Origin of the sequence: Brevibacterium sp. H602, from assembly GCF_051172395.1 — a bacterium.
In the GTDB taxonomy this organism is placed as follows: Bacteria; Actinomycetota; Actinomycetes; order Actinomycetales; family Brevibacteriaceae; genus Brevibacterium.
In genome coordinates this window covers 103817-124332 of record NZ_JBPIZD010000008.1, presented here as the reverse complement: position 1 = coordinate 124332, position 20516 = coordinate 103817, and the positions used below count along the sequence as shown (strand labels likewise).

Below are 20516 nucleotides of genomic sequence, written 5' to 3'. Positions count from 1 at the left end.
CCGGTGGGTACAGTCGGGGATCCCGGATGGGATACCGACCGGCGGAGCAGCAGACGCCGGAAAACCTGAGCTGGTGGCGTCGGCCCCAGTTCTGTCGCCACTGACCAATAGTGCGCGCTCGTCGCGCACGGTTCAAGAGGAAAGGCGACACGATGACCGACATCAACAGAACCGGCACACCGTCATTAGGAAGTTTCTCGGCTCCAGGGAGCTTCTCGGCACCGGGAAGCTCACTGACTGCGGGAGACCGCGTATCGAGGAACTCCCAACTGTCAGGGAACTCCCCGCGGCCGGGGAACCCTCCGGCGTCCGGGAACTCATCGACAGCGCGACTGTGGCTGCGCGATCCGCTGGCCGTCCACCTCGGTGCCGGTGTCGATCCGAAGCGGGCGGCGCGGGGAATCGTCGTCGATCGGACAACAGGGACCATCGTCGAACTCGTCCCGGCCGGTGGGGAACCCACCTCCTGCGGAGCCGAAGGGACCGCGGCCTCCGGGGAGAATCTCGAAGTCATCGACGCCTCAGCGCATGTCATCACTCCCGGGCTGATCAATACGCATCATCACTTCTACCAGACACTGACCCGTGCATGGGCGCCCGTCGCCGACCTGCCCCTGTTCGGGTGGCTGCAGAACCTCTACCCGGTCTGGGCCAGGCTGACCCCGCGCGCGCTCGAACTCGCCACGACCGTGGCGATGGCCGAACTCCTCGAATCCGGATGCACGACTGCCGCCGACCATCACTATCTGTTCCCCGCCGGCATGGACGAGGCCATCGACGTCCAGGTCGACGTCGTCCGGAGACTCGGCATGCGCGCCATGCTCACCCGCGGGTCGATGTCCCTGGGCGAGGACGACGGCGGGCTGCCCCCGCAGCAGACAGTGCAGGATTCGGAAGTCATCCTCGACGATTCCCGTCGCCTCGTCGAAACCTACCATCAGCGAGGGCCCGGCGCTCAGATCCAGATCGGCTTCGCCCCGTGCTCCCCGTTCTCCGTGACCACCGAGCTCATGCGCGAGTCCGCCGCGCTCGCCGCGGAACTCGATGTCCGCCTCCACACCCACCTGGCCGAGACCATCGACGAAGAGGACTTCTGCCGCGAGACCTTCGGCCTGCGCACCGTCGACTATCTCGAATCCGTCGGCTGGCTGGGGGACCGGACCTGGTTGGCGCACGGTGTGCACTTCGACGATGCGGAGATCGGCCGCCTCGGCGCCGCCGGGGTCTCCGTCGCCCACTGCCCGACTTCGAACATGCGGCTGGCCTCGGGCATCGCTCGCGCCGTCGAACTCGAGGACGCCGGGGTCAACGTCGGACTCGGAGTCGACGGATCGGCGTCGAACGATGCCTCGAACCTCATCCGTGAGGTCCGGCAGGCCCTCTACATCCAACGTCTGCGCTACGGCGCCGAGGCGGTCACCTGCGACCGCGTCCTCGACTGGGCGACCAAGGGATCGGCGGCGGCACTCGGCCGCGACGACCTCGGCACCATCGAGGTCGGCAAGCAGGCCGACCTCGCGATGTTCCGCCTTGACGGCCTCGCCTTCTCCGGATCGCACGACCCGATCCCCGCGCTCGTCCTCTGCGGTGCAGAAAGGGCCGACCGAGTGATGGTCGGCGGTCAGTGGCGAGTCGTCGATGGTCACGCCATCGGCGCGGACGGACACGCGCTCGACAAGGCAGCGCTCATCGCTGCGCATCAGGAGGAGGCGCGTCGCCTCGTGGCGGGATGAGGGCTGGGGCGGCGGTCGCCTCGGCGAACCTGATTTGAGGGCCGTTCGGGCCTTGGGCACAGATGGGCGGCCGGCCGCTCAGTCCTCGGGCTTGCGGAACACCTCGCGCACGTGGTCGCCGGTGAGGAAGTCGCCGACGCCGATCATGACCAGGCTGAACACGATCTGCTCGGTGATCATCCAGAACGGGTAGAGGCCGGGGATCGCGGCCATGACGAGGGTGATGACGGGGAAGATCTGCGTGAACGGGCGCAGGCGCTGGTAGCCCCAGTAGAAGCCCTTCGTTGCGCGCCAGAAGAAGTAGAAGAGGGTCACGGTCATGCCGAGGACGACGATCGTGCGCATCCACACGGCGAACGGCACGGGCTCGCCGGCTCTGGCGATGAGCACTGCGTAGACCACGGCTCCGAAGCCGAGCACGAGCTCGAACACGAGCAGCCAGGTGATCCACGCGAAGGCGCGTTTCGTCTTCGGGTGCTCGAGGCCGTCCGAGGGCACGACGATTCCGGCTTTCCTGCCGCCGGCGAGGCGGTCGATCTTCGCGAGCAGGTTCTCCATGGCCATGCCTCCAGGCTAGCGGGATTGCCGGCTCCGGAACCGATTTTCCGGGCCTCGGGACCCTGTGTGATGGAACATCAATCGAAAGTTGGGGTTGGAGTTCAATCCTGTGGGCCAGGAAACCGTGCCCGCGCGCCGATGAAGTGGAAGCATGAAGAAGATATTCAATGCAGCGTTCACGTACATGATCATCGGCGTCCTCTCGGGACTGTTCTACCGCGAGTTCACCAAGGCCAGCGACTTCCCCTCCGGTGAGTTCACGCAGCTCGGCCTCGTCCACACCCACCTGCTCACACTCGGCTTCATCGTCCTCCTCATCATCCTCGCCCTCGACAAGGTGTTCGGACTCTCCGGCACGAAGCTGTTCTCGTGGTTCTTCTGGCTCTACAACGTCGGCGTGATACTCACAGCGGGGGCCATGGTCTGGCACGGCTCGCTCACCGTCCTCGGCGACGAGTCGAACGCCATGATCGACGGAATCGCCGGCCTCGGCCACATCGCCCTGTCCGTCAGCCTCGTCCTGTTCTTCCTCTCCCTGCGCAAGAAGGTCGTGACTGGCAAGGCTGTGACCGGCAAGGCTGTGACCGAAGGCGCGGAGGCGACTTCGCCGTCGCGCTGACCGGAACACCTTCGCCGAGGCGGTTCCGCGGCGTCATTCAAGGCGGACCGCGTCTGTCGGGCCGTACACGAGCCGGCAGACGCGGTTCGCCTTGAACGACCGCATGAAACCCTCCGTCCAAGGACGACGCCGTCACACGATGATCGGCTGCTGGAGCTCGACGATCCATCCCGCATGGTCGGAGTTGTCTGCGGTGTCATCACCGGTCTCGAGGTAGACCTCGCGGCACGGGCCTGTCAGGGAATACCCCTGACTGATGCACCACTCGGAAAGGTGCTGCCAGCTGGCGCCGATGCGGCTCATCGACCCCTCGTGGATGAGAGTCGCCGCAGTGCACGACTTCAGCTCTGTGATCTGCAGATCCGCAAGCCCCTCAACTGATTCCGTGCGATACCCGCAGGTGACCTCGGTTCCGTGCCCGGTGTCGGAGTAGATGCCGACGCCGGCTGCGTGTCGTATTCCCGCCTCAGCGAGACGGTCGGCCACGCTGCCGAACAGCGGTCCGATCTCAGACGTGTCGAACGGCGGCTCGCCGAGAACGACCGTCAGCCCGAGGACCCTCTCGGCAGGCAGTTCTTTGATGATGCAGTCCGGATGGTTCATGGCTGTCCCTTCGATGAGTGCCAGCCGAAATTCGACTTCGGCCAACTTCGCGGCTGCCGCCGACTGTTCGGCTCGCAGCTGATGACGACGCAGGTTGAGCATGTTGGTCAGCTCGGTCGTGCTGAGGTCGGAATCAAGCAGTACGGCGATCTTCCGCAGGGAGATCCCCAGGGCGTTGAGCGCCATGATTCTGTTGAGCCGAGGCAATTGCGCCACCGTGTAGCTGCGGTGTCCGGAGAACGGGTCGACCGAATCCGGAGTCAGCAGATCCATCGACTCATAGTGTCGGAGCATGCGCACCGACACCTGCCCCAGCTGCGCGAATTCACCGATCCTCATGTGCTCTCCGCAGTTGTCGTCATTGACAGTCCATCACCTGTCACGGTGTCAGGTTCAAGAGCATTCGCCGCTGGTCTCATCTCTCTTCGAGGAATCCGCGCAGCAGCTTCTCGGTGCCTTCCGCATGCTGTGCGGCGAGGTCGGCGGCACGACCGGGCTCAGAGGCGAGGATGGCGTCGACGATCTCTCGGTGCTGATCGCAGGAATGTTCGACGTTCGTATGGATGAAGGGGATCCGGTCGAGAAGGGCGTTGACCCGGTCGCGAGTGCTCGCCGAGGCGGAGATGAGCGATGGCATGTGCGTGAGTTCGGCGATCATGAGGTGGAATCTGGCATCGAGCACGCGGAACTGTTCGGCGGAGGCGAACACCGTACGGCAGTCAGTCTCGGCTGCGGTCAGGGCAGCGACCTCGTTCGGGGAGAGGTCTCGCTCGGCGACTATACGGGCCGCAGCTGTCTCGAGAACCAAGCGAAACCGGACGGCATCATCGAGCTCGCCAGGGTCGATCCGCTCATCGGTGTCGGCGGACGGCAGTCGGGTCACATAGGTGCCGCCGTAGCGACCGCGACGGGACGTGACGATGCCCGCAGTCTGAAGCTCGATGAGTGCCTGCCTCAGGGTCGCCCGCGAGACCCGGATCTGGGCGGCGAGTTCGCGCTCGGCCGGCAGTTTGTCGCCGACGAGGTACTTGCCGAGACGAATCGCCCGCAGCAGCTCCGCAATCGTATGTTCGAAGACATTTCCGCCGCGCGCATGCTGGCCTCCCGGGCGGGGCGGGCTGACCGCATTCCCGGGGCTGCCCGGCTCTTCTGCTCCGTCCACGTCTGCCTCCTCTCCTGGTCTCGCAGCTCAACTCATCTTCGTTGATTCTTCCACTCTCGCGGAAAATCCTTGACAGTCATCTGTGAGTCAGATTACATTCGTCTCAGTCTAATGGTCTGGTAACGATCCATTGGATGGCAGTTCGACCACGACGAGATCGATACTCACAAGAACCCCGAGGGGCAGCCATGAGCAAGAACATCGAATACGGCAATGTCGATGAGCACTACCTCGAAAAGCGACAGCTGAAGAAGGGCGCGGCCGGCTGGATCCTCCTCGCGGGCCTCGGCGTCGCCTACGTCATCTCCGGAGACTTCTCCGGCTGGAACCTCGGGTTGGCCGAAGGCGGCTGGGGCGGCCTGCTCATCGCCTTCCTCCTCATGGGACTCATGTACGTGTGCATGGTATTCGGCCTCGCCGAACTCTCCTCCACTCTGCCGACTGCCGGCGCCGGCTACGGCTTCGCCCGCCGAGCGCTCGGCCCACTGGGCGGATTCGCCACAGGCATGGCGATCCTCATCGAGTACACGATGGCTCCGGCAGCGATCTCGACCTTCATCGCCGGCTACGTCCAGGCGCTCGGCATTCTGCCGGAATCGGTACCGACCTGGACGATCTATCTCGTCGCCTACGCGGTCTTCATCGGAATCCACCTATGGGGAGTCGGCGAGGCCCTGCGACTGATGTTCGTCATCACTGCCGTCGCCGTCATCGCCCTCATCGTATTCGTGGTCGCCGCGGTCGGCCACTTCGATGCGAGCAATCTCTTCGACATCGAACCCACCGGCGCCCTCGGGTCATCGGCCTTCATGCCGATGGGCATCTCCGGCCTGCTCGCCTCGCTCGTCTTCGGAATCTGGTTCTTCCTCGCCGTCGAGGGCGTCCCGCTGGCCGCCGAGGAATCGGCGAACCCGAAGAAGGACATGCCGCGCGGCATCATCACGGCAATGGCCGTGCTCGTCGTCTTCGGCGCCCTCATGCTCCTCCTCGTCCCCGGACTCGCAGGCGCCTCGGCGATGGGGGAATCGGACAATCCGCTGCCCGAAGCCCTACGCACGATCTACGGCGAGAACTCCGTCCTCGCGACCTTCGTCAACTGGGCGGGCCTGGCCGGACTCATCGCGAGCTTCTTCTCGATCATCTTCGCCTACTCTCGTCAGCTCTTCGCCCTCTCGCGCGCCGGCTACCTGCCCAAATGGCTGTCCCTGACGGGCAAACGCAAGACCCCGGTCCTCGCCCTCATCGTCCCCGGCACCATCGGCTTCATCCTCGCGATCGCCGTCGACGGCAACGGCGGAGTCCTCCTCAACGTCGCGGTCTTCGGTGCCACGGTCTCCTACGTCCTGCTCAACCTCTCCCACATCCGCCTGCGCGTCAAAGAACCCGATCTGCCCCGCGGCTACCGCACCCCCGGCGGCGTCGTCACCACCTCCATCGCCCTCGCACTCGCCTCGGTGGCCGTCATCGCCACCTTCTTCGTCGACATCCTCGCCGCCGGCATCGCCGCCGGAGTCTTCCTCATCGCACTCGCCTACTTCTGGTTCTACTCCCGCCACCACCTCGTCGCGAGCGCCCCGGAAGAGGAGTTCGCACAGATCGAGGCCGCCGAGAAGGGCCTCAAGTAGCCCGCACGACCCACCTTCAACCACCCCGCACAGCAAAGGAACGACGCATGACCGAGATTCCGGTACCCACCTCGCCCACCTCAGAGCAGAGGACCTCCCGAGGGTCGATCCAGGCCGATCCGCTCACCGTCGACGAACTCCGCCGACTCGCCGCCGAGGGCACGATCGACACCGTGGTCGTTGCCATCACCGATCACATGGGTCGCCTGCAGGGCAAGCGGCTCGGAGTGCAGTTCTTCCTCGAAGACGTCATGGACCACGGCTCCGAATGCTGCAACTACTTGCTCGCCGTCGACGTCGACATGGACACCGTCGACGGCTACGAAGTCTCGTCCTGGGAGACCGGCTACGGCGACATGGTGATGAAGCCCGACCTGGAGACCCTGCGCCTCCTGCCCTGGCAGCCGGGCAGCGCGATGGTCAACTGCGACCTCCTGACAACCACCGGCACCGAGGTGGCGCCCTCCCCACGTCAGATCCTCAAACGCCAGCTCGCCCGCCTTGCCGAGCATGGTTTGAGCGCCCATGTCGGCACCGAACTCGAGTTCATCACCTTCGACTCGAGCTACGAGGAGGCCTTCGCCTCGAAGTACACCGAGGTCACGCCTTCGAACCAGTACAACGTCGACTACTCCCTCCTCGGCACCGCCCGAGTCGAACCTCTCCTGCGCGACATCCGCAATTCGATGGCTGGGGCCGGGCTCTTCGTCGAAGGGGCCAAGGGCGAATGCAACTTCGGTCAGCACGAGATCACGTTCCGCTACCAGCCCGCCCTCAAAGCCTGCGACGACCACGCGGTCTACAAGAACGGGGCGAAGGAGATCGCCGCCCAGCACGGGAAGTCGATCACTTTCATGGCCAAATACGACCAGAAGGAGGGCTCCTCGTGCCACATCCACCTGAGCTTCCGCTCGGCTGAGGGCGATATGGTCATGGCCGGAGACCGCGAACATGGATTCTCGACTCTCATGGAGCAGTTCATCGCCGGTCAGCTCGCCTGCATCGAGGACTTCACCTACTTCTTCGCCCCGAACATCAACTCGTACAAGCGCTTCGTGGAGGGTTCGTTCGCTCCGACCGCGGTCGCCTGGGGCTTCGACAACCGCACCTGCGCCTTCCGTGCCGTCGGCTCGGGACCCTCTCTGCGCGTGGAATGCCGAGTCGGCGGGGCCGATCTCAACCCGTACCTCGCCACCGCGGCTCTCATCGCGGCGGGACTCCACGGGATTGAGAAGGGCCTCGAACAGCCTGCGATCACCGAAGGCAACGCCTACACCGCCGGCGCCTCCCGACTGCCCACCACCCTCCAGGGTGCGCGCGACCGGTTGGAGGGATCGCAGATCGCCGAGGACGCGTTCGGCGACTACGTCGTCCGCCACTACGTCCACGCGGCCGACATCGAGCTCGAGGCCTACAACGCGACTGTCACCGACTGGGAGAGGCTCCGTGGCTTCGAAAGACTCTGACCCCGTCATCGGCATCAGCTGCTACATGCAGCGGGCCCAGTGGGGAGTCTGGGACACCGAGGCGGCTCTCATCCCGGGAGACTACGTGCGCATGGTCGCCGCCTCCGGAGCGATACCCGTGCTCCTGCCGCCCCACGGACAGGCCCCTGTGGTCCTCGACCGTGTCGACGGCCTGCTGTTGGCCGGAGGAGCCGATGTCGGTTCGTCCGAGTACGGTCAGGATCCGCACGATACGACCGTGTCCCACCCGTTTCGCGACTCGAGCGAGATGATGCTCCTGGCGGCCGCGCGGCATCGCCGCCTGCCGGTGCTCGGCATCTGCCGTGGGATGCAGGTCATCAACGTGGCCTACGGAGGCACGTTGATCCAGCATCTGCCGGAGTCGCTTGGGCATTCCGACTATCAGCCCGCCCCCGGCGTCTACGGCGAGGTCACGGTGACCACGGAAGCGGGGTCACTGGCCAGGGAGACCCTCGGCAAGGCGACCACGGCACCCTGCTATCACCATCAGGGGGTCGACCGCCTCGGCGCCGGTCTGCGGGCGACCGGACGCAGTCCCGAGGGACTCGTCGAGATCATCGAATTGGACCCGCCCGTGAGTCAGACAGGAGATCCGGCTGACGGGGGATGGCTCTTCGCCGTCCAATGGCATCCCGAACACGACCCCGATGACGACCGAGTCGTTCGTGCCCTCGTTCAGGCGGCACGACGACACGCGACAGACAGAGGAACAAGGAGAGCACCGAAGTGAGCACGTACACGGTCATCAACCCGGCGACGGAAGAGCCGATCACCGAAGTCGAACTCGCCGACCTCGAGCAGACGGACCGGGCGATCGAGAAGGCGGCGAGGGCGTTCGAAACCTGGCGGACCGTCGCCCCCGCCGATCGCGCCCGGCTCCTGCGGCGCTTCGCCGACAAGGTCGACTCGGCCAACGAAGAGCTCGCCCGGCTCGAGGTCGCCAACGCCGGACACACGATCGGGAACGCCCGGTGGGAGGCCGGCAACGTCCGCGATGTCCTCGAATACTATGCGGCGGTGCCGGAGAGGCTCTTCGGTCGGCAGATCCCCGTCGACGGGGGAGTGAACATCACCTTCGCCGAACCGCTCGGCGTTGTCGGTGTCATCGTCCCCTGGAACTTCCCGATGCCGATCGCCGGGTGGGGCTTCGCCCCTGCCCTGGCAGCCGGGAACACCGTGGTCCTCAAACCCGCCGAGATCACGCCGCTGACCGCGATCCGCATCGGCGAACTCGCCCTCGAAGCGGGCTTGCCCGAGGGCGTTCTGCAGATCATCCCCGGCAAGGGATCCGTCGTCGGGGAGCGCTTCGTCACCCACGCGGCCGTACGCAAGGTCGTCTTCACCGGTTCCACCGAGGTGGGCAAGCGGATCATGGCCGGCTGTGCGGCGCAGGTGAAGAATCTCACTCTCGAACTCGGCGGGAAGAACGCGAACATCGTCTTCGACGACGCCGATGTCACGGCCGCCGCGGCCGCTGCCCCTGCGGGAGTGTTCGACAACTCCGGCCAGGACTGCTGCTCCCGGTCCCGACTGCTCGTCCAGCGCGGGATCTACACCGACTTCATGGCCGCACTAGAATCCTCCGTCGGGTCCTTCGCCTGTGCGGATCCGAGCCGCGAGGACACGGACATGGGTCCGCTGGTCACCGCAGCTCACCGAGAGAAGGTCGCCGGCTATGTGGCTGCCGCCGAGGTGGCCTTCACCGGCTCTGCCCCCGAGGGCCCGGGCTTCTGGTTTCCGCCGACCGTGCTCACCCCGCCGGACACAGCGACGGCCGACTTCCGCGAGGAGATCTTCGGCCCCGTTCTCTCCGTCGTCCCATTCGATACCGAAACGGACGCCCTGCGCATCGCCAACGACACCGAGTACGGACTCTCCGGCTCGATCTGGACGAATGATCTCGACCGGGCGATGCGGGTCTCCCGCGGAGTCGAGGCCGGCAACCTGTCGGTGAACTCGCACTCCTCGGTCCGCTACTCGACCCCCTTCGGCGGGTTCAAGCAGTCCGGACTCGGCCGCGAACTCGGCCCCGACGCCGTATCCGCATTCACCGAGGTCAAGAACGTCTTCTTCGCGACGCGGCCAGCGCGCTGACCCATCCACCTGCCACCTCATCACCACGATCATCAGGAGAATCATGACCACTGCGGCAACCCGACTCAAGGACAAGATCTGCGTCATCACCGGCGGCGCCTCGGGCATCGGACTGGCCAGTGCCCGCCGTCTGACCGAAGAAGGCGCGAAGGTCGTCATCGGCGACCTCGACGAAGTGCGCGGACCCGAGGTCGCCGAGGAGCTCGGCGGACACTTCGAGCGCGTCAACGTCGCCGATGAGGAGGAGGTGAAGAACCTGTTCGCCCGCACCGTCGAGCACTTCGGACGCGTCGACGTCGCCTTCAACAACGCCGGTATCAACCCGACCGACGACAATTCGATCCTCACCACCGACATCGAGGCCTGGGCGAGGGTGCAGACGGTCAACCTCACCTCCGTCTACCTATGCAGCAAGTACGCCCTCGAGCACATGGTCAAGCAGGGCTCGGGGTCGGTCATCAATACGGCGTCATTCGTCGCGCTCATGGGAGCGGCGACTTCGCAGATCTCCTACTCGGCGTCGAAAGGCGGAGTCCTGTCGATGAGCCGTGAGCTCGGCGTCCAGTTCGCGAAGGACGGCATCCGCGTCAACGCACTGTGCCCGGGACCGGTGAACACCCCGTTGCTGCGTGAGCTCTTCGCCTCGGACCCCGTACAGGCGCAGCGGCGACTCGTCCACTGCCCCGGTGGGCGCTTCGCCGAACCTGAGGAGATCGCCGCCGCCGTGGCCTTCCTCGCCAGCGACGACTCCTCCTTCGTCAACGCTTCGACCTTCACGGTCGACGGCGGTATCTCCTCGGCCTACGTCACCGCCGAATAGAGACGCATGGAGGGTGAGAGGATGGAGCCATGAGCATCGATTCCCAGCGCCGGGTGCGCATCCTCGCCATCGAACACGAACGTGGCACTGGACCGCAGCGGTTCGGTGAATGGCTGTCCGAAGCCGGCGCCGAGGTGGTGGTGACCCGTCCGTACCTCGGCGAGGTCATTCCGGAGCTCGGTTCGTTCGATGCTCTCATCGTCCTCGGCGGATCCGCAGGGCCCACCGAGGACGCTGAGAATCCCTGGTTCCCCGAGGTCAGGGACCTGCTTCGCCGGTCGATCACCGGGGAGTTCCCGAGCCTCAACATCTGTCTCGGTGGCGAGATGCTCGCTGTCGCCGGCGATGCTCCGATCACTCGGCGGGCACACCCGCAGATCGGGATCTACGAACTGGGTGCCACCTCGGCAGGGGAAGCCGACCCGGTCTTCGGGGCACTGGCCAGTGGCGAGTCAGCCGGTGGGGCGACAACCGGTGCCGAGTCAACCAGCGGCACTGGGCTGCCGTCCGTGCTCTTCCATCAGGAGGAGATGGCGCTGCCGAACGGAGCCGAACTCCTCATCACCGGTTCCGACGCCCCGGTCCAGGCCTTCCGCCTCGGCGAACTCGCGTGGGGTACCCAGTTCCATCCGGAAACCGATGCCACACAGATCGCTCGCTGGCTGGACGGCAATGACTTGGCCCTGCCCGCAGGCAAGACCGAGGACTCGATCATCGCGGAGGTCGAGGCTCACGACGCAGCACTCGCGGAAGTGGGCCGCCGCTTGGCCGGATCCTTCGTCGACTTCCTCTCCGCTCGGCAGGACGGATAAGTCCGTCCGGCGGATAGGCGAGTGCAGTCCGATGGGCGAGGAGACGCTGCTCACTGGTCAGGGGAGTTCCGGAGGTCTTTGAAAACTCAAGAAATTGTGAGAACCCTCAGAGCCACGCACTTTTCCTGAGCGATCGCTGACACCGGTCTATCCGGTTGCTACGTTGATGACAGGTGCCGGTCCCGGACCAACCCTCCGGACGAAACGCAATGACGCGCCCGCAGATATGACTTCCATAACCGAAAATCTCGCCCACACCGCCTCCGCGGCCGACCTTTCCGCCACAGGGAACAATCTCGTCGCCGCCGGAGTCGACGAAGCCATTGAATCCTTCCTCGGGCCAGCCGCACAGACCTTCAGCAATATCGTCTTCTTCGAACTGCAGATCGGCTCGCTCGGCATCCCGCTCATCGTCGTGTGGCTCATGGCCGCCGCTGTCTTCATCACCTTCTACCTCCGCTTCCAACCGATCACCGGACTCCGTTACTCCGTCGGCATCATCCGCGGCCGCTTCACCCGCAAGACCGACCCGGGGCAGGTCTCGAGCTTCCAGGCGCTCGCCACCGAACTCTCGGGCACCGTGGGCTTGGGCAACATCGCCGGTGTGGCCGTGGCGATCACGATCGGCGGACCCGGTGCCGCTCTGTGGATCATCATCTTCGGCTTCTTCGCCATGACCGTGAAGATGGCCGAGGCGACACTCGGTGTGAAGTACCGGCAGATCAACGAGGACGGCTCCGTCTCCGGCGGGCCGATGTACTACCTGCGGGCTGGCCTGGCCGAGATCGGTCGACCCAAGCTCGGGAAGTTCCTCGCCGGGTTCTATGCGCTCACCGCCGTGCTCGGCGTCATCGGCGCCGGCAACCTGTTCCAGGCGAACCAGGCGGCCGCGATCATCGTCCAGGCCACCGGCAGCGAATCGAGCTTCTTCGCCGACAAACTCTGGCTCATCGGCGCGATCATCGCCGCACTCACCGCTCTGGTCATCCTCGGCGGGATCAAGAAGATCGGTCAGTGGACGTCGAAGCTGACTCCGCTCATGGCGATCCTCTATTTCCTTTCGATCGCCGTCATCCTCATCCTCAATGCCGGGCAGATCCCGCATGCCTTCGCGCTCATGTTCACCGGTGCCTTCAGCCCCGGCGGCGTCGCCGGAGGTGCCGTGGGCGTGGCGATCGTCGGCATCCAACGTGCGCTGTTCTCCAACGCCGCCGGAATCGGCTCGGCGGGCATGGCCCATGCCGCTTCGAAGACGACGAAGCCGGCCACCGAAGGCTTCGTGGCGATGTGGGAGCCGCTCATCGACTCCGTCATCATCTGCACCCTGACCTCGTTGGCGATCATCACCACCGGGCTCTACTCCGAGAGCACCGAGGACGGCATCGGCCTGACGGCGCAGGCGTTCGGCACAGTGTCGAGCTGGTTCCCGATCCTGCTCACCATCGCCGTGGTGCTCTTCGCCTTCTCGACGATCCTCGCCTACGGCTACTACGGACAGCAGGCGCTGGGCTATCTGACGAAGAACTCGAAGGCCGCTGACAAGGCCTACCAGATCTTCTGGATCCTCGGCGTCGTCGTCGGCGCCTCGATGTCGCTGGAATCGGTCATCGCCTTCTCCGACGCGATCTTCTTCCTCATGGCCTTCCCGAACCTGCTCGGCATCTACTTCCTGGCCCGCATCCTGCGCCTCGAGATCCTGCGCCTGCGCACGAGGATCGACGTCGGTGTGATGCAGGAAATCACCCCTGTGGAACTCCAGGTCGGTATGGGTGACCACGAACCCACCCAGGAGCAGATCAAGGCCGCCGAGGCGGGGCGGAAGCGCAAACGCGACAAGCTGCGCGAGGTCCGCGATAATCTGCGCCGGAAGAAGCAGGAACGGCAGAAGGCCGCGGACTGAGTCCGCGGCCTTCGGGCCTTTCTGTTTCGAAGGTCGGCGCCGCCTCGGTGAGGGGTTCCGCCTCAGCTCAAGGTCAGTCTTCGGCCTTCTTGAGCTTTTGATCGGTGTTGGAGTAGGAGATCGAATCAGCGGTGGAGCCGACGAGCCCCATCGTGACTCGCAGAAGTCCGGGTTCGACGTCGTCCATGGGCGGAGGGGTCTCCGGCCCGATGGTCAGCGACTTCCCGTCCTTCGTCTGGGCTGTGATCGAACCGATGTAAGTAGTGACATTGCCACTGAGCGTCATCGTGTCGGCCGTGGTCACCAATCCCTCGTGCTCCTCGGGCGGCTTCACCGTCAGCGAGAATTCCTCGATCGTGATCTCGTCGGCCTGGATCTTCAGCACTACGATGGACCCGCCGTCAGCAGTGGGCACCGAGACGAACGAAATCCCCTTGAGGCCCTTGAACGACAGGGATTCGGATCCCATTGCGGCCGGAGTCTTCGTGAAGATCGGCGCGTTCTCATCCATCTGTGCGTCGGACGGGAACTCGCCGTTGCCCTCTTCCTCCGAATCCTCGTCCTCGGTCGGATCATCGCTGGGCTCATCGAGTCCCAGGCCTCCTCCCGGGTCCGTGGGTTCTTCGGAAGGCTCCTCCGTCGGCTCCTCGCTCGGTTCATCCGTGGGGCCCGGTGCGGGCAGCGAGGGGTCGGACGTCGGTGGATCACTGGGCTTCACCGGCATGCCGGGAGACAGGTCATCCGCAGGTGCGGGGTCCTGGGTCTTTGCGGAATCCTTGTCATCGCAGGTGCCCACGAGTGAGCACAGCGGTGACGATTGGGCGGCTGCAACCGAACCCGCCCCGAGAGTCGTCGGGAGGATCAGGACAGCTGCCGCCAGGATTGAGGCCGTGCGGCGGCTGGGTGCCCTCATGCAGTCTCCCCCTCAGCGGCTTCGGACTCCTTCGGCCCGCGCGGTCCCATCCAGGCGACGATGAGGATCGCGCCGATGGAGGACAGCAGCATGCCGATGATGAACCCGCCGAGGTTCACTCCGATGAGTGAATAGACTGCGAGGACGAGGGCGATGATCCCGTAGAACACGTGATGCGTGGGGCGGAAGATCGACAGCAGAGCGAGGACGACGATGGCGATCGGCAGGACCGTCGCCTGCAGTCCCTCGATGCCGAACTGGATCTGCATGTTGCCGAGGTCCAACTGTCCGGAGAAGAACAGCTCGATTCCTCCGAGGACGGCAAGCACTCCTCCGATGAAGGGGCGCTGCCGACGCCAGTGCTTGAACCCCTGGCGTTTCTCGGCGCGTTCGCTCATCTCGGCTCCCTCGCTGCTGTCGGCATCCCCGGCCTCCGGAGCCGGGACGGCGAACTCCGCCGTCTCGACGCCGGATTCGGAAGAGTCGCTCTGCTCATCGGCGCGTCGACTCCGCCGGGACAGCGCAAGCAGGCTCGTCTTCTGCACGGTTGCCTCCTGATCGGCGGCCTCCCGTTCATCGGTCGGCTGCCCGTTGGCTGCTGAGTCCCTCATCAGTCGCACTGCTCAGATCCGTCGGTGAGCTTCAGCGACATGTCCTTGAGCGTGAAGACCGAGGCCGTGGTCGACCACGAATCCTGCTTGAGGTCCTTGATGTTGACGGTATCGGCGTCCTGCGAGAAGTCGCCCTTGCTGCCCTTTTCCTTCGTGTTGACGTCGGAGGCATCGACGCCGATCCGGATGTTGTTGAACGACGCATCGCCCTCGAGTCCGGTCATGCCGATCTGCAGGTCCTTCGCCGTGGCTGGTTCGCCTTTGCCGCCAGCCTTGATGAGGATTCCGACCTTGCCCAGGGGAGTTTCCTGCACGGCCGACTGGCAGAGGTTCTCCAGGCTCGCGTTCTTGATGTTTGCGGTGACGACGGCGTGCTTGGCGCCTTCTGCGTCCTTGGCGACTCCGCTGTACTGGGAGAAGCCGGTTCCATCGAGCTCTGTCGAGGAGATCTTGAACTGAGTGCCGGAGATGGCGAACGAGACCGGCACCGCACCCTGGGCTACCCCGCCCATGAGCATGGCTGAGACGACGCCGGTGGGAATCGCGACCATGGCGATGCGACCGGCATGAGACGAGACGAGCCTGCGGATGAGGCTGGGGTTGCGGAACTTCATTGATCCTCCTTGACCATTTGACCACCGAAGGCTCGGTGGGCATCAGCGTGTGACGTAAGTTACTACGGGGTGTTACCCGACGGTATCGCGGCTGAAGTTTGAGCGTCAACATCTTTTGTTGCCGGTGCTCTCAAGGGGGAGAGTTCGGGCGGCCGTATGACCGCGTGGAAAGCCTACCTGCCAGATCGGGCGTGGCGACATCATTCCAGATCAGATGCTGTATTCGTGGTCTTCGAATCGAGGGTCGGGCCCGCGTCCAAGGGCCCGGAGGTTCGGACTCGGTGACGGGGAGCGGGCCGGGAAGAGCCGTGAACAAAACTTTCAAAACTCAGCTTTCAGAACTCGTTTCAGAAGTCAGTCACCCTTGCCGCGCACATCGTCCTGGTGAGCATGGAATCGGCCCTGCCCGGCCCGGCGTCGACCCGGCGTCGACCCGGCGTCGACCCGGCGTTGACCAGGCATCGGCTGCGGCGAATACCGGAGCGGGCGCGGTCACCGCACTTCAGCGCACCTCAGCGCACCGGAGCATCGGGACCGAGCGGAATGCCCAGACCCCACCACAGGAAGAACAGCAGGCTCCAGCTGATCGTCATGCACACGGCCAAGGGCAGGGTGTGCGAGGCGAGCGTGCCGATGCCGGCGTTCTTCTGATACTTCTGCATGAAGCCGAGCGCGAGGATGAAGTAGGGACTCATCGGGGTGATGGCCGTCGAACCCGAGTCGGCGATGCGGAAGATCGCCTGCGAGGTCTCCGGCGGCACCTCGAGCAGCATGAGCAGCGGCACGATGACCGGGGCCATGATCGCCCACATCGCCGAGCCGGACGTGATGAGCACGTTGACGACGGAGAGCACGAGCAGGACGAGGATGAACACCACCCACGTCGGCAGACCGAGCCCGGTGAAGAGTTCGGACACGGAGACCGAGACGAGCATGCCGATGTTCGTCCACTCGAAGTACTCGAGGAACTGGGCGATGGCGAAGAAGAGGACGAGGACCCCGGAGATCGAGGCGAGCCCCTGACCCATCAGCTTCGGCACGTCCGACCAGGTCTCGATCGTGCCCTCGCGGAAGCCGTAGACGATGCCGCCGATGCCGAAAAGCATGGCGATGAGGAAGGCGATTCCGGTGAGGAACGGGGACTCGCCGAAGGGGCCATCGCCGCGCAGGGGCGCACCGTCCGGGACGACGAGGACGACGATGGCGATGACCGCGGCGATGACGGCGAACATCGCCCAGCGCAGGGCCTTGCGCTCCTGATCGGTGATGACGAGGTCTTCGTGCTCGGCATCCTCGTCGGCTTCGAGGTTGTCGCGCTTCATGAGCACGAGCTCGGTGACGATCGTGATGACGATGGCCAACAGGAAGGAGCTGGCGATGTTGAAGTACCAGTTGCCGATCGGGGTGACGATGTAGTCGGGGTCGATGATGTTCGCCGCGGCCGTCGTGATCCCCGCGAAGATCGCATCGTTGGGCGTCGGGATCGGGCTGGCATCGTAGCCGGAGGCGATCGAGGTGTAGGCGACGATGACGCCGAGGACGGGGGAGCGGCCCACTGCCTTGAACACCATTCCGCCGAGCGGGACGAGGATGACATAGGCCGCCGCCGAGGCGACGTGGGAGACCGTGCCCATGAACGCGACCGTGAAGACGATGAGTCCGGCCGGGACCCGGGCGATCGAGACCTTCATCGCCGTCGACAGCAGACCGGTGCGCTCGGCCAGGGCAACTCCCATGATCACGACCATGATCGTGATGAGCGGCGGGAAGGTCTCATAGGCATCGAGGGCAGTGCTCACGGCCATGGCGATGCCGTTGCCGCTGAGCAGGTTGTTCACCGGGGTCCATTCCCCGGTGCCGGGATCCTCGACTCCCGCGCCGGCGAGGGAGAGGACGAGGCTGAACACAGCGAGAATGGCCGCGAGGATCCAGAACAGCCAGAAGGGGTTCGGCAGCTTGTTGCCGACGACTTCGATGACGTTGAGGGCCCGGATGACCAGCGGCAGCTTCTCCTGCTCGTGGGTCTGCGGGGTATCGGTGGTCTGGGTCGGTTTCATTGTGAGCTCCTGAGAGTCCAGGCGGAGTTTTCGGGCAGGGTCCACCAGGGCACGGTGATTACGGCACTGGAATCGGGTGATCGGTGGTGGGGTGCTCGGCCGGGCGGCCGGTCAGTGAGAAGCGGGTGTCACAGTCTCTGCAGCTCCTGACAGTAGGCGACGAGTCGGTCGACGACCTCGCCGAGGATGTCCGCCCCGGCCGCGGCCGTGGCGGTCCGTGGATCGCCGAGGACGCCGTTGTCGGCGTAGCGATCGAACGTCACCGCTGTTGACGGTGATTTCGTTCGCGAGAGTCGGGCGCGCGGGTCGAGATCGTCGAGCCGGGTGGCGCCGGGGTTGAGATGGCCAGAATCGACGAGGGATTCGTCGATGGCGAGCATCTGCGAGGTCTCGGACTCTCCGCAGTGGCCGCTGACCTCGGTACGGGGAAGGGCGGCAGTCGCCTCGGTGGCCAAGCCGGAGACCGGGGCGTAGGCGAAGACGAAGTCGGGGTGGGTGGCGAGCAGGGCCTGCTGGACCACGCCGAGGGCTGAGAGGTTGCCGCCGTGTCCGGTGATGACGAGGAGCCGGTCGAATCCGGCATCGGCGAGCTGGCCCACGATCGAGGTGACGAGGTCGATGAACAGCTGGGGGCCGATGTTGATCGTACCGGGCAGGAAGCGGTGGTGCGGGGAGACGCCGTAGTCGATGCCGGGCAGGACGAAGGCTTTGTTCTGATCTCCACCGGCGCGTTCATCGAGGACAGACAGTCTGTCGACGACGGCGCGGGCGACATGGGCGGCACGGATGTTGTCGGTGCCCAGCGGAAGTCCGTCGCCGTGCTGTTCGCAGGCGCCGACGGGAAGGACGAGCAGGCTGTTTCGGTCCTTCGCGAGTTCGACTTCCAAAGAGGTGAGCTCGGCGTAGTCGCGGATATGCGGGCGGATCTCGGAGATCGTCGGGCGGCTCATCGCCGGGGTCCTTCGGCGGTGTCGGCGTCACCGGACTGGTCTGCATCGTCGGTCCAGTCGGCGAGGACGGCGGCCTTGATCGCCTCGAGGTGCTTGCGGGTGCGGTGGGAGGCTTCGAAGCCGTCGCCGCGACGGATCGCATCGAGGATGTCCGCGTGTTCGTCGTGGTCCCGCAGTCGGTCGTAGCTCGTGCGCGCCGCCTGCTGGGTGCGGGAGTGGATGGCCAGCAGGGACACGAGCATCTCGTGCAGAGCGCGGTTGCCCGAAGCGCGAGCGAGTTCGACGTGGAAGTGACCGGCCGGGACCGCGGTCTCGACCTGGAGGGCATTGTCGAGCGCGGATTCCATGGAGGCCACGGCATCGGCTTCCTGCACGGTCGCCGCGAGCTCGGCGATGCCGGGCTCGATCGCGATGCGGGCGTCGAGGAGTTCGATGGCCGCCGCGAGGTCGACGGGCACATAGTGCGGGTTGTCGAGGATGCGGCGGTTGATCGCCTCGCGGACGTAGGTGCCCGAACCGTGCTTGAGCTCGACCGAACCCGTGGCCTCGAGCCGGCGAAGGGCCTCCCGGACGGTGGGCACGGTGACCTCGAAGCGGGTGGCGAGGACCTTCGCCGAGGGCAGGGTCTGCCCGGGCTGCAGGTTCTCGGAGCGGATGGTGTCGACGATTTCGCGAGTGAGGCGTTCGACGAGTCCGACGGTGGACGTCATGGTGCTCTCCTTCAAGTGTTTAAGTCATCTAATCACTTTGGGGTGGACGTGTCAACGGTCACTTCTGGGCGGGGCCTTTGGTGGCGCCCGGGTGGTTGAGGAAGAAGTCCCAGATCGTGTCCGTGGCCGAGAAATCCTCAGTGACATATCCGCCGCCGCTGTAGACGACCTCACCTGGCCAGACGTGGCCGCCTTCGGTGACGGAGTAGAGCTCGACGGCGGCAGATCCGCCGGGCTTGCCGGGTGAGCGGCCGCCTTCTTTTCCTTCGCTGCACTGTGCCCATTGGGTGCGCACGACATCTTCGCCCTTGCGGCCGACCTGGCGGTCAGCGGACTTCGTGCAGCCGGAGGCCCCCGCCCAGGGCTGGATCCATTCGCGCACACCGGGGTAGTCCTCGCCTTGGCGGTGACCTCCCTCGTAGTGCATCGTGGCGTCACCCGTGCCGTGGATCGCGAGCATCGGCGTCGGGGTCGAGTAGTCGCAGCCCTCCGTCGACTGCGGATAGTACGCGCCGGCGACGGGAGCGAATGCGGAGAAGCGATCGCGCAGGTGACAAGCGAGGACGGAGACCATGCCGCCGCCGTTCGACTTGCCGGTGGCATAGACCCGATTGAGGTCGATGCAGTGCTCGGACTCGATCGAATCGAGCAGCTCGGCGACGAACGCGACGTCATCGGCACCGCTGGCGTAAGGAGCACCCTGCCAGGAACGTTTGCCGTCGCTTTCGTCGCCGTCGGGGAAGACGGTGATCGCGGGCAGGGTCGGCAGTCCCGTGTAGTTCTGGAATTCGGCACCGTCGGACCCGTTGCCGTGGAACCCGAGGACGAGCGGCAGGGGAGTCTCGAGCTCGTAGTCGCGCGGGATGTTGATGCGGTAGCTGCGCTCGCCGTCTTCCGTAGGTATCGTCTTCTCATCATTGCCGGGCTTCTGCTCGGTGCCGCAGCCGGCCGACGGGGCGGCCGGTATCGTCGATGCCTTCTTGCCGGTGGTGTGAGCGGCGGCAGAATGCGCGGGTGCGGTCTGTGCGGTGGCGGCCATTCCTGGGGTCGCAACTGTGCCCGTCAGCAGAGCAGCGCTCGCGGCGGTCGCGAGCAGGGTGGTCGTGATGCGTTTCGTCATTGATGACATCGTCAGTCCTTTGATCGTCGGTGATCGTGGTGAGGACTCTAGCACAAGTCATCAGATGACTAAATGAATTGGCTATGACGGTGGCGTCGTCGAGGAGGCAGTGGTGTTGCCGATTCGGA

The 20516-nt window shown here is 65.2% G+C and carries 19 protein-coding genes; 9 read left to right on the top strand and 10 right to left on the bottom strand.

All coding sequences use genetic code 11. From position 1 onward, the window contains the following. Positions 1–152: 152 nt before the first annotated feature. A complete protein-coding gene (locus ACSBQT_RS08020) occupies positions 153–1733 on the top strand; it encodes an 8-oxoguanine deaminase (protein ID WP_410709392.1) in 1581 nt (526 codons plus the stop codon). Positions 1734–1811: 78 nt separating this feature from the next. Here the strand turns inward: ACSBQT_RS08020 and ACSBQT_RS08015 are convergent, their stop codons facing one another. After that, complete coding sequence (locus ACSBQT_RS08015) at positions 1812–2297, bottom strand: hypothetical protein (RefSeq protein WP_410709393.1); 486 nt, start codon at positions 2295–2297, stop codon at positions 1812–1814. Between the two features lie 145 nt (positions 2298–2442). On the opposite strand from ACSBQT_RS08015, the gene ACSBQT_RS08010 reads away from it, so the two are divergent. Further along, positions 2443–2910 carry a DUF2871 domain-containing protein gene (locus ACSBQT_RS08010; RefSeq protein ID WP_370035173.1) on the top strand — a complete coding sequence of 156 codons (468 nt, stop codon included), beginning with the start codon at positions 2443–2445 and terminating at the stop codon, positions 2908–2910. Positions 2911–3042: 132 nt separating this feature from the next. Here ACSBQT_RS08010 and ACSBQT_RS08005 read toward each other — a convergent pair whose 3' ends face one another. Together ACSBQT_RS08005 and ACSBQT_RS08000 are read right to left on the bottom strand one after the other, a co-directional pair. After that, entirely contained in the window at positions 3043–3852 is an 810-nt protein-coding gene (locus tag ACSBQT_RS08005; RefSeq protein ID WP_410709395.1) for a MerR family transcriptional regulator, read from the bottom strand. Positions 3853–3928: 76 nt separating this feature from the next. Continuing rightward, positions 3929–4675: a FadR/GntR family transcriptional regulator gene (locus ACSBQT_RS08000; protein WP_410709397.1), complete on the bottom strand. Its 747-nt coding sequence runs from the start codon at positions 4673–4675 to the stop codon at positions 3929–3931. Between the two features lie 188 nt (positions 4676–4863). Here ACSBQT_RS08000 and eat point away from each other — a divergent pair, with 188 nt between their 5' ends. The 7 genes from eat (at position 4864) to ACSBQT_RS07965 (ending at position 13413) form a co-directional block, all read left to right on the top strand. Beyond that, complete coding sequence (gene eat / locus ACSBQT_RS07995; RefSeq protein WP_410709399.1) at positions 4864–6300, top strand: ethanolamine permease; 1437 nt, start codon at positions 4864–4866, stop codon at positions 6298–6300. Between the two features lie 47 nt (positions 6301–6347). Continuing rightward, complete coding sequence (locus tag ACSBQT_RS07990; protein ID WP_410709400.1) at positions 6348–7766, top strand: glutamine synthetase family protein; 1419 nt, start codon at positions 6348–6350, stop codon at positions 7764–7766. After that, entirely contained in the window at positions 7747–8517 is a 771-nt protein-coding gene (locus ACSBQT_RS07985) for a gamma-glutamyl-gamma-aminobutyrate hydrolase family protein (protein ID WP_435001387.1), read from the top strand. Before ACSBQT_RS07990 ends, ACSBQT_RS07985 begins: the two co-directional genes overlap by 20 nt. Then, the gene (locus tag ACSBQT_RS07980; RefSeq protein ID WP_410709403.1) at positions 8514–9881 is read left to right on the top strand and encodes an aldehyde dehydrogenase family protein; all 1368 of its coding nucleotides are present in this window, start codon (positions 8514–8516) and stop codon (positions 9879–9881) included. The genes ACSBQT_RS07985 and ACSBQT_RS07980 overlap by 4 nt, the downstream gene beginning before the upstream one ends. 43 nt (positions 9882–9924) lie before the next feature. Next, entirely contained in the window at positions 9925–10701 is a 777-nt protein-coding gene (locus ACSBQT_RS07975) for a 3-oxoacyl-ACP reductase (RefSeq protein ID WP_370035182.1), read from the top strand. Between the two features lie 29 nt (positions 10702–10730). Next, entirely contained in the window at positions 10731–11513 is a 783-nt protein-coding gene (locus ACSBQT_RS07970; protein WP_410709405.1) for a type 1 glutamine amidotransferase, read from the top strand. Positions 11514–11739: 226 nt separating this feature from the next. After that, positions 11740–13413: an alanine/glycine:cation symporter family protein gene (locus ACSBQT_RS07965; RefSeq protein WP_410709407.1), complete on the top strand. Its 1674-nt coding sequence runs from the start codon at positions 11740–11742 to the stop codon at positions 13411–13413. A gap of 73 nt (positions 13414–13486) precedes the next feature. Here ACSBQT_RS07965 and ACSBQT_RS07960 read toward each other — a convergent pair whose 3' ends face one another. The 7 genes from ACSBQT_RS07960 to ACSBQT_RS07930 form a co-directional block, all read right to left on the bottom strand. Next, positions 13487–14326 (bottom strand): hypothetical protein, encoded by an 840-nt coding sequence (locus tag ACSBQT_RS07960; RefSeq protein ID WP_410709408.1) that lies wholly within the window; start codon positions 14324–14326, stop codon positions 13487–13489. After that, a complete protein-coding gene (locus ACSBQT_RS07955) occupies positions 14323–14937 on the bottom strand; it encodes a DUF6114 domain-containing protein (RefSeq protein WP_200885320.1) in 615 nt (204 codons plus the stop codon). The genes ACSBQT_RS07960 and ACSBQT_RS07955 overlap by 4 nt, the downstream gene beginning before the upstream one ends. After that, entirely contained in the window at positions 14937–15551 is a 615-nt protein-coding gene (locus ACSBQT_RS07950) for a DUF6230 family protein (RefSeq protein ID WP_410709409.1), read from the bottom strand. Before ACSBQT_RS07950 ends, ACSBQT_RS07955 begins: the two co-directional genes overlap by 1 nt. Positions 15552–16063: 512 nt before the next feature. Then, the gene (locus ACSBQT_RS07945; RefSeq protein WP_410709410.1) at positions 16064–17608 is read right to left on the bottom strand and encodes an AbgT family transporter; all 1545 of its coding nucleotides are present in this window, start codon (positions 17606–17608) and stop codon (positions 16064–16066) included. Between the two features lie 128 nt (positions 17609–17736). After that, positions 17737–18558, bottom strand: a complete 822-nt coding sequence (locus tag ACSBQT_RS07940) for a creatininase family protein (RefSeq protein WP_410709411.1) — start codon at positions 18556–18558, stop codon at positions 17737–17739. Next, entirely contained in the window at positions 18555–19268 is a 714-nt protein-coding gene (locus ACSBQT_RS07935; RefSeq protein WP_410709412.1) for a FadR/GntR family transcriptional regulator, read from the bottom strand. Before ACSBQT_RS07935 ends, ACSBQT_RS07940 begins: the two co-directional genes overlap by 4 nt. A gap of 58 nt (positions 19269–19326) precedes the next feature. Continuing rightward, on the bottom strand, positions 19327–20397 hold the full coding sequence (locus ACSBQT_RS07930) for an alpha/beta hydrolase family esterase (protein ID WP_435001382.1): 1071 nt from the start codon (positions 20395–20397) through the stop codon (positions 19327–19329). Between the last annotated feature and the right edge of the window lie 119 nt (positions 20398–20516).

Coding starts and splice junctions, on each gene's coding strand:
- ACSBQT_RS07990 (WP_410709400.1), top strand. CDS start 6,348: ATGACCGAGATTCCGGTACCCACCTCGCCCACCTCAGAGCAGAGGACC.
- ACSBQT_RS07940 (WP_410709411.1), bottom strand. CDS start 18,558: ATGAGCCGCCCGACGATCTCCGAGATCCGCCCGCATATCCGCGACTAC.
- ACSBQT_RS07930 (WP_435001382.1), bottom strand. CDS start 20,397: ATGTCATCAATGACGAAACGCATCACGACCACCCTGCTCGCGACCGCC.
- ACSBQT_RS08015 (WP_410709393.1), bottom strand. CDS start 2,297: ATGGCCATGGAGAACCTGCTCGCGAAGATCGACCGCCTCGCCGGCGGC.
- ACSBQT_RS07935 (WP_410709412.1), bottom strand. CDS start 19,268: ATGACGTCCACCGTCGGACTCGTCGAACGCCTCACTCGCGAAATCGTC.
- ACSBQT_RS08010 (WP_370035173.1), top strand. CDS start 2,443: ATGAAGAAGATATTCAATGCAGCGTTCACGTACATGATCATCGGCGTC.
- ACSBQT_RS07970 (WP_410709405.1), top strand. CDS start 10,731: ATGAGCATCGATTCCCAGCGCCGGGTGCGCATCCTCGCCATCGAACAC.
- ACSBQT_RS07975 (WP_370035182.1), top strand. CDS start 9,925: ATGACCACTGCGGCAACCCGACTCAAGGACAAGATCTGCGTCATCACC.
- ACSBQT_RS08005 (WP_410709395.1), bottom strand. CDS start 3,852: ATGAGGATCGGTGAATTCGCGCAGCTGGGGCAGGTGTCGGTGCGCATG.
- ACSBQT_RS07950 (WP_410709409.1), bottom strand. CDS start 15,551: ATGAAGTTCCGCAACCCCAGCCTCATCCGCAGGCTCGTCTCGTCTCAT.
- ACSBQT_RS07955 (WP_200885320.1), bottom strand. CDS start 14,937: ATGAGGGACTCAGCAGCCAACGGGCAGCCGACCGATGAACGGGAGGCC.
- ACSBQT_RS08020 (WP_410709392.1), top strand. CDS start 153: ATGACCGACATCAACAGAACCGGCACACCGTCATTAGGAAGTTTCTCG.
- ACSBQT_RS07960 (WP_410709408.1), bottom strand. CDS start 14,326: ATGAGGGCACCCAGCCGCCGCACGGCCTCAATCCTGGCGGCAGCTGTC.
- ACSBQT_RS07945 (WP_410709410.1), bottom strand. CDS start 17,608: ATGAAACCGACCCAGACCACCGATACCCCGCAGACCCACGAGCAGGAG.
- ACSBQT_RS07965 (WP_410709407.1), top strand. CDS start 11,740: ATGACTTCCATAACCGAAAATCTCGCCCACACCGCCTCCGCGGCCGAC.
- eat (WP_410709399.1), top strand. CDS start 4,864: ATGAGCAAGAACATCGAATACGGCAATGTCGATGAGCACTACCTCGAA.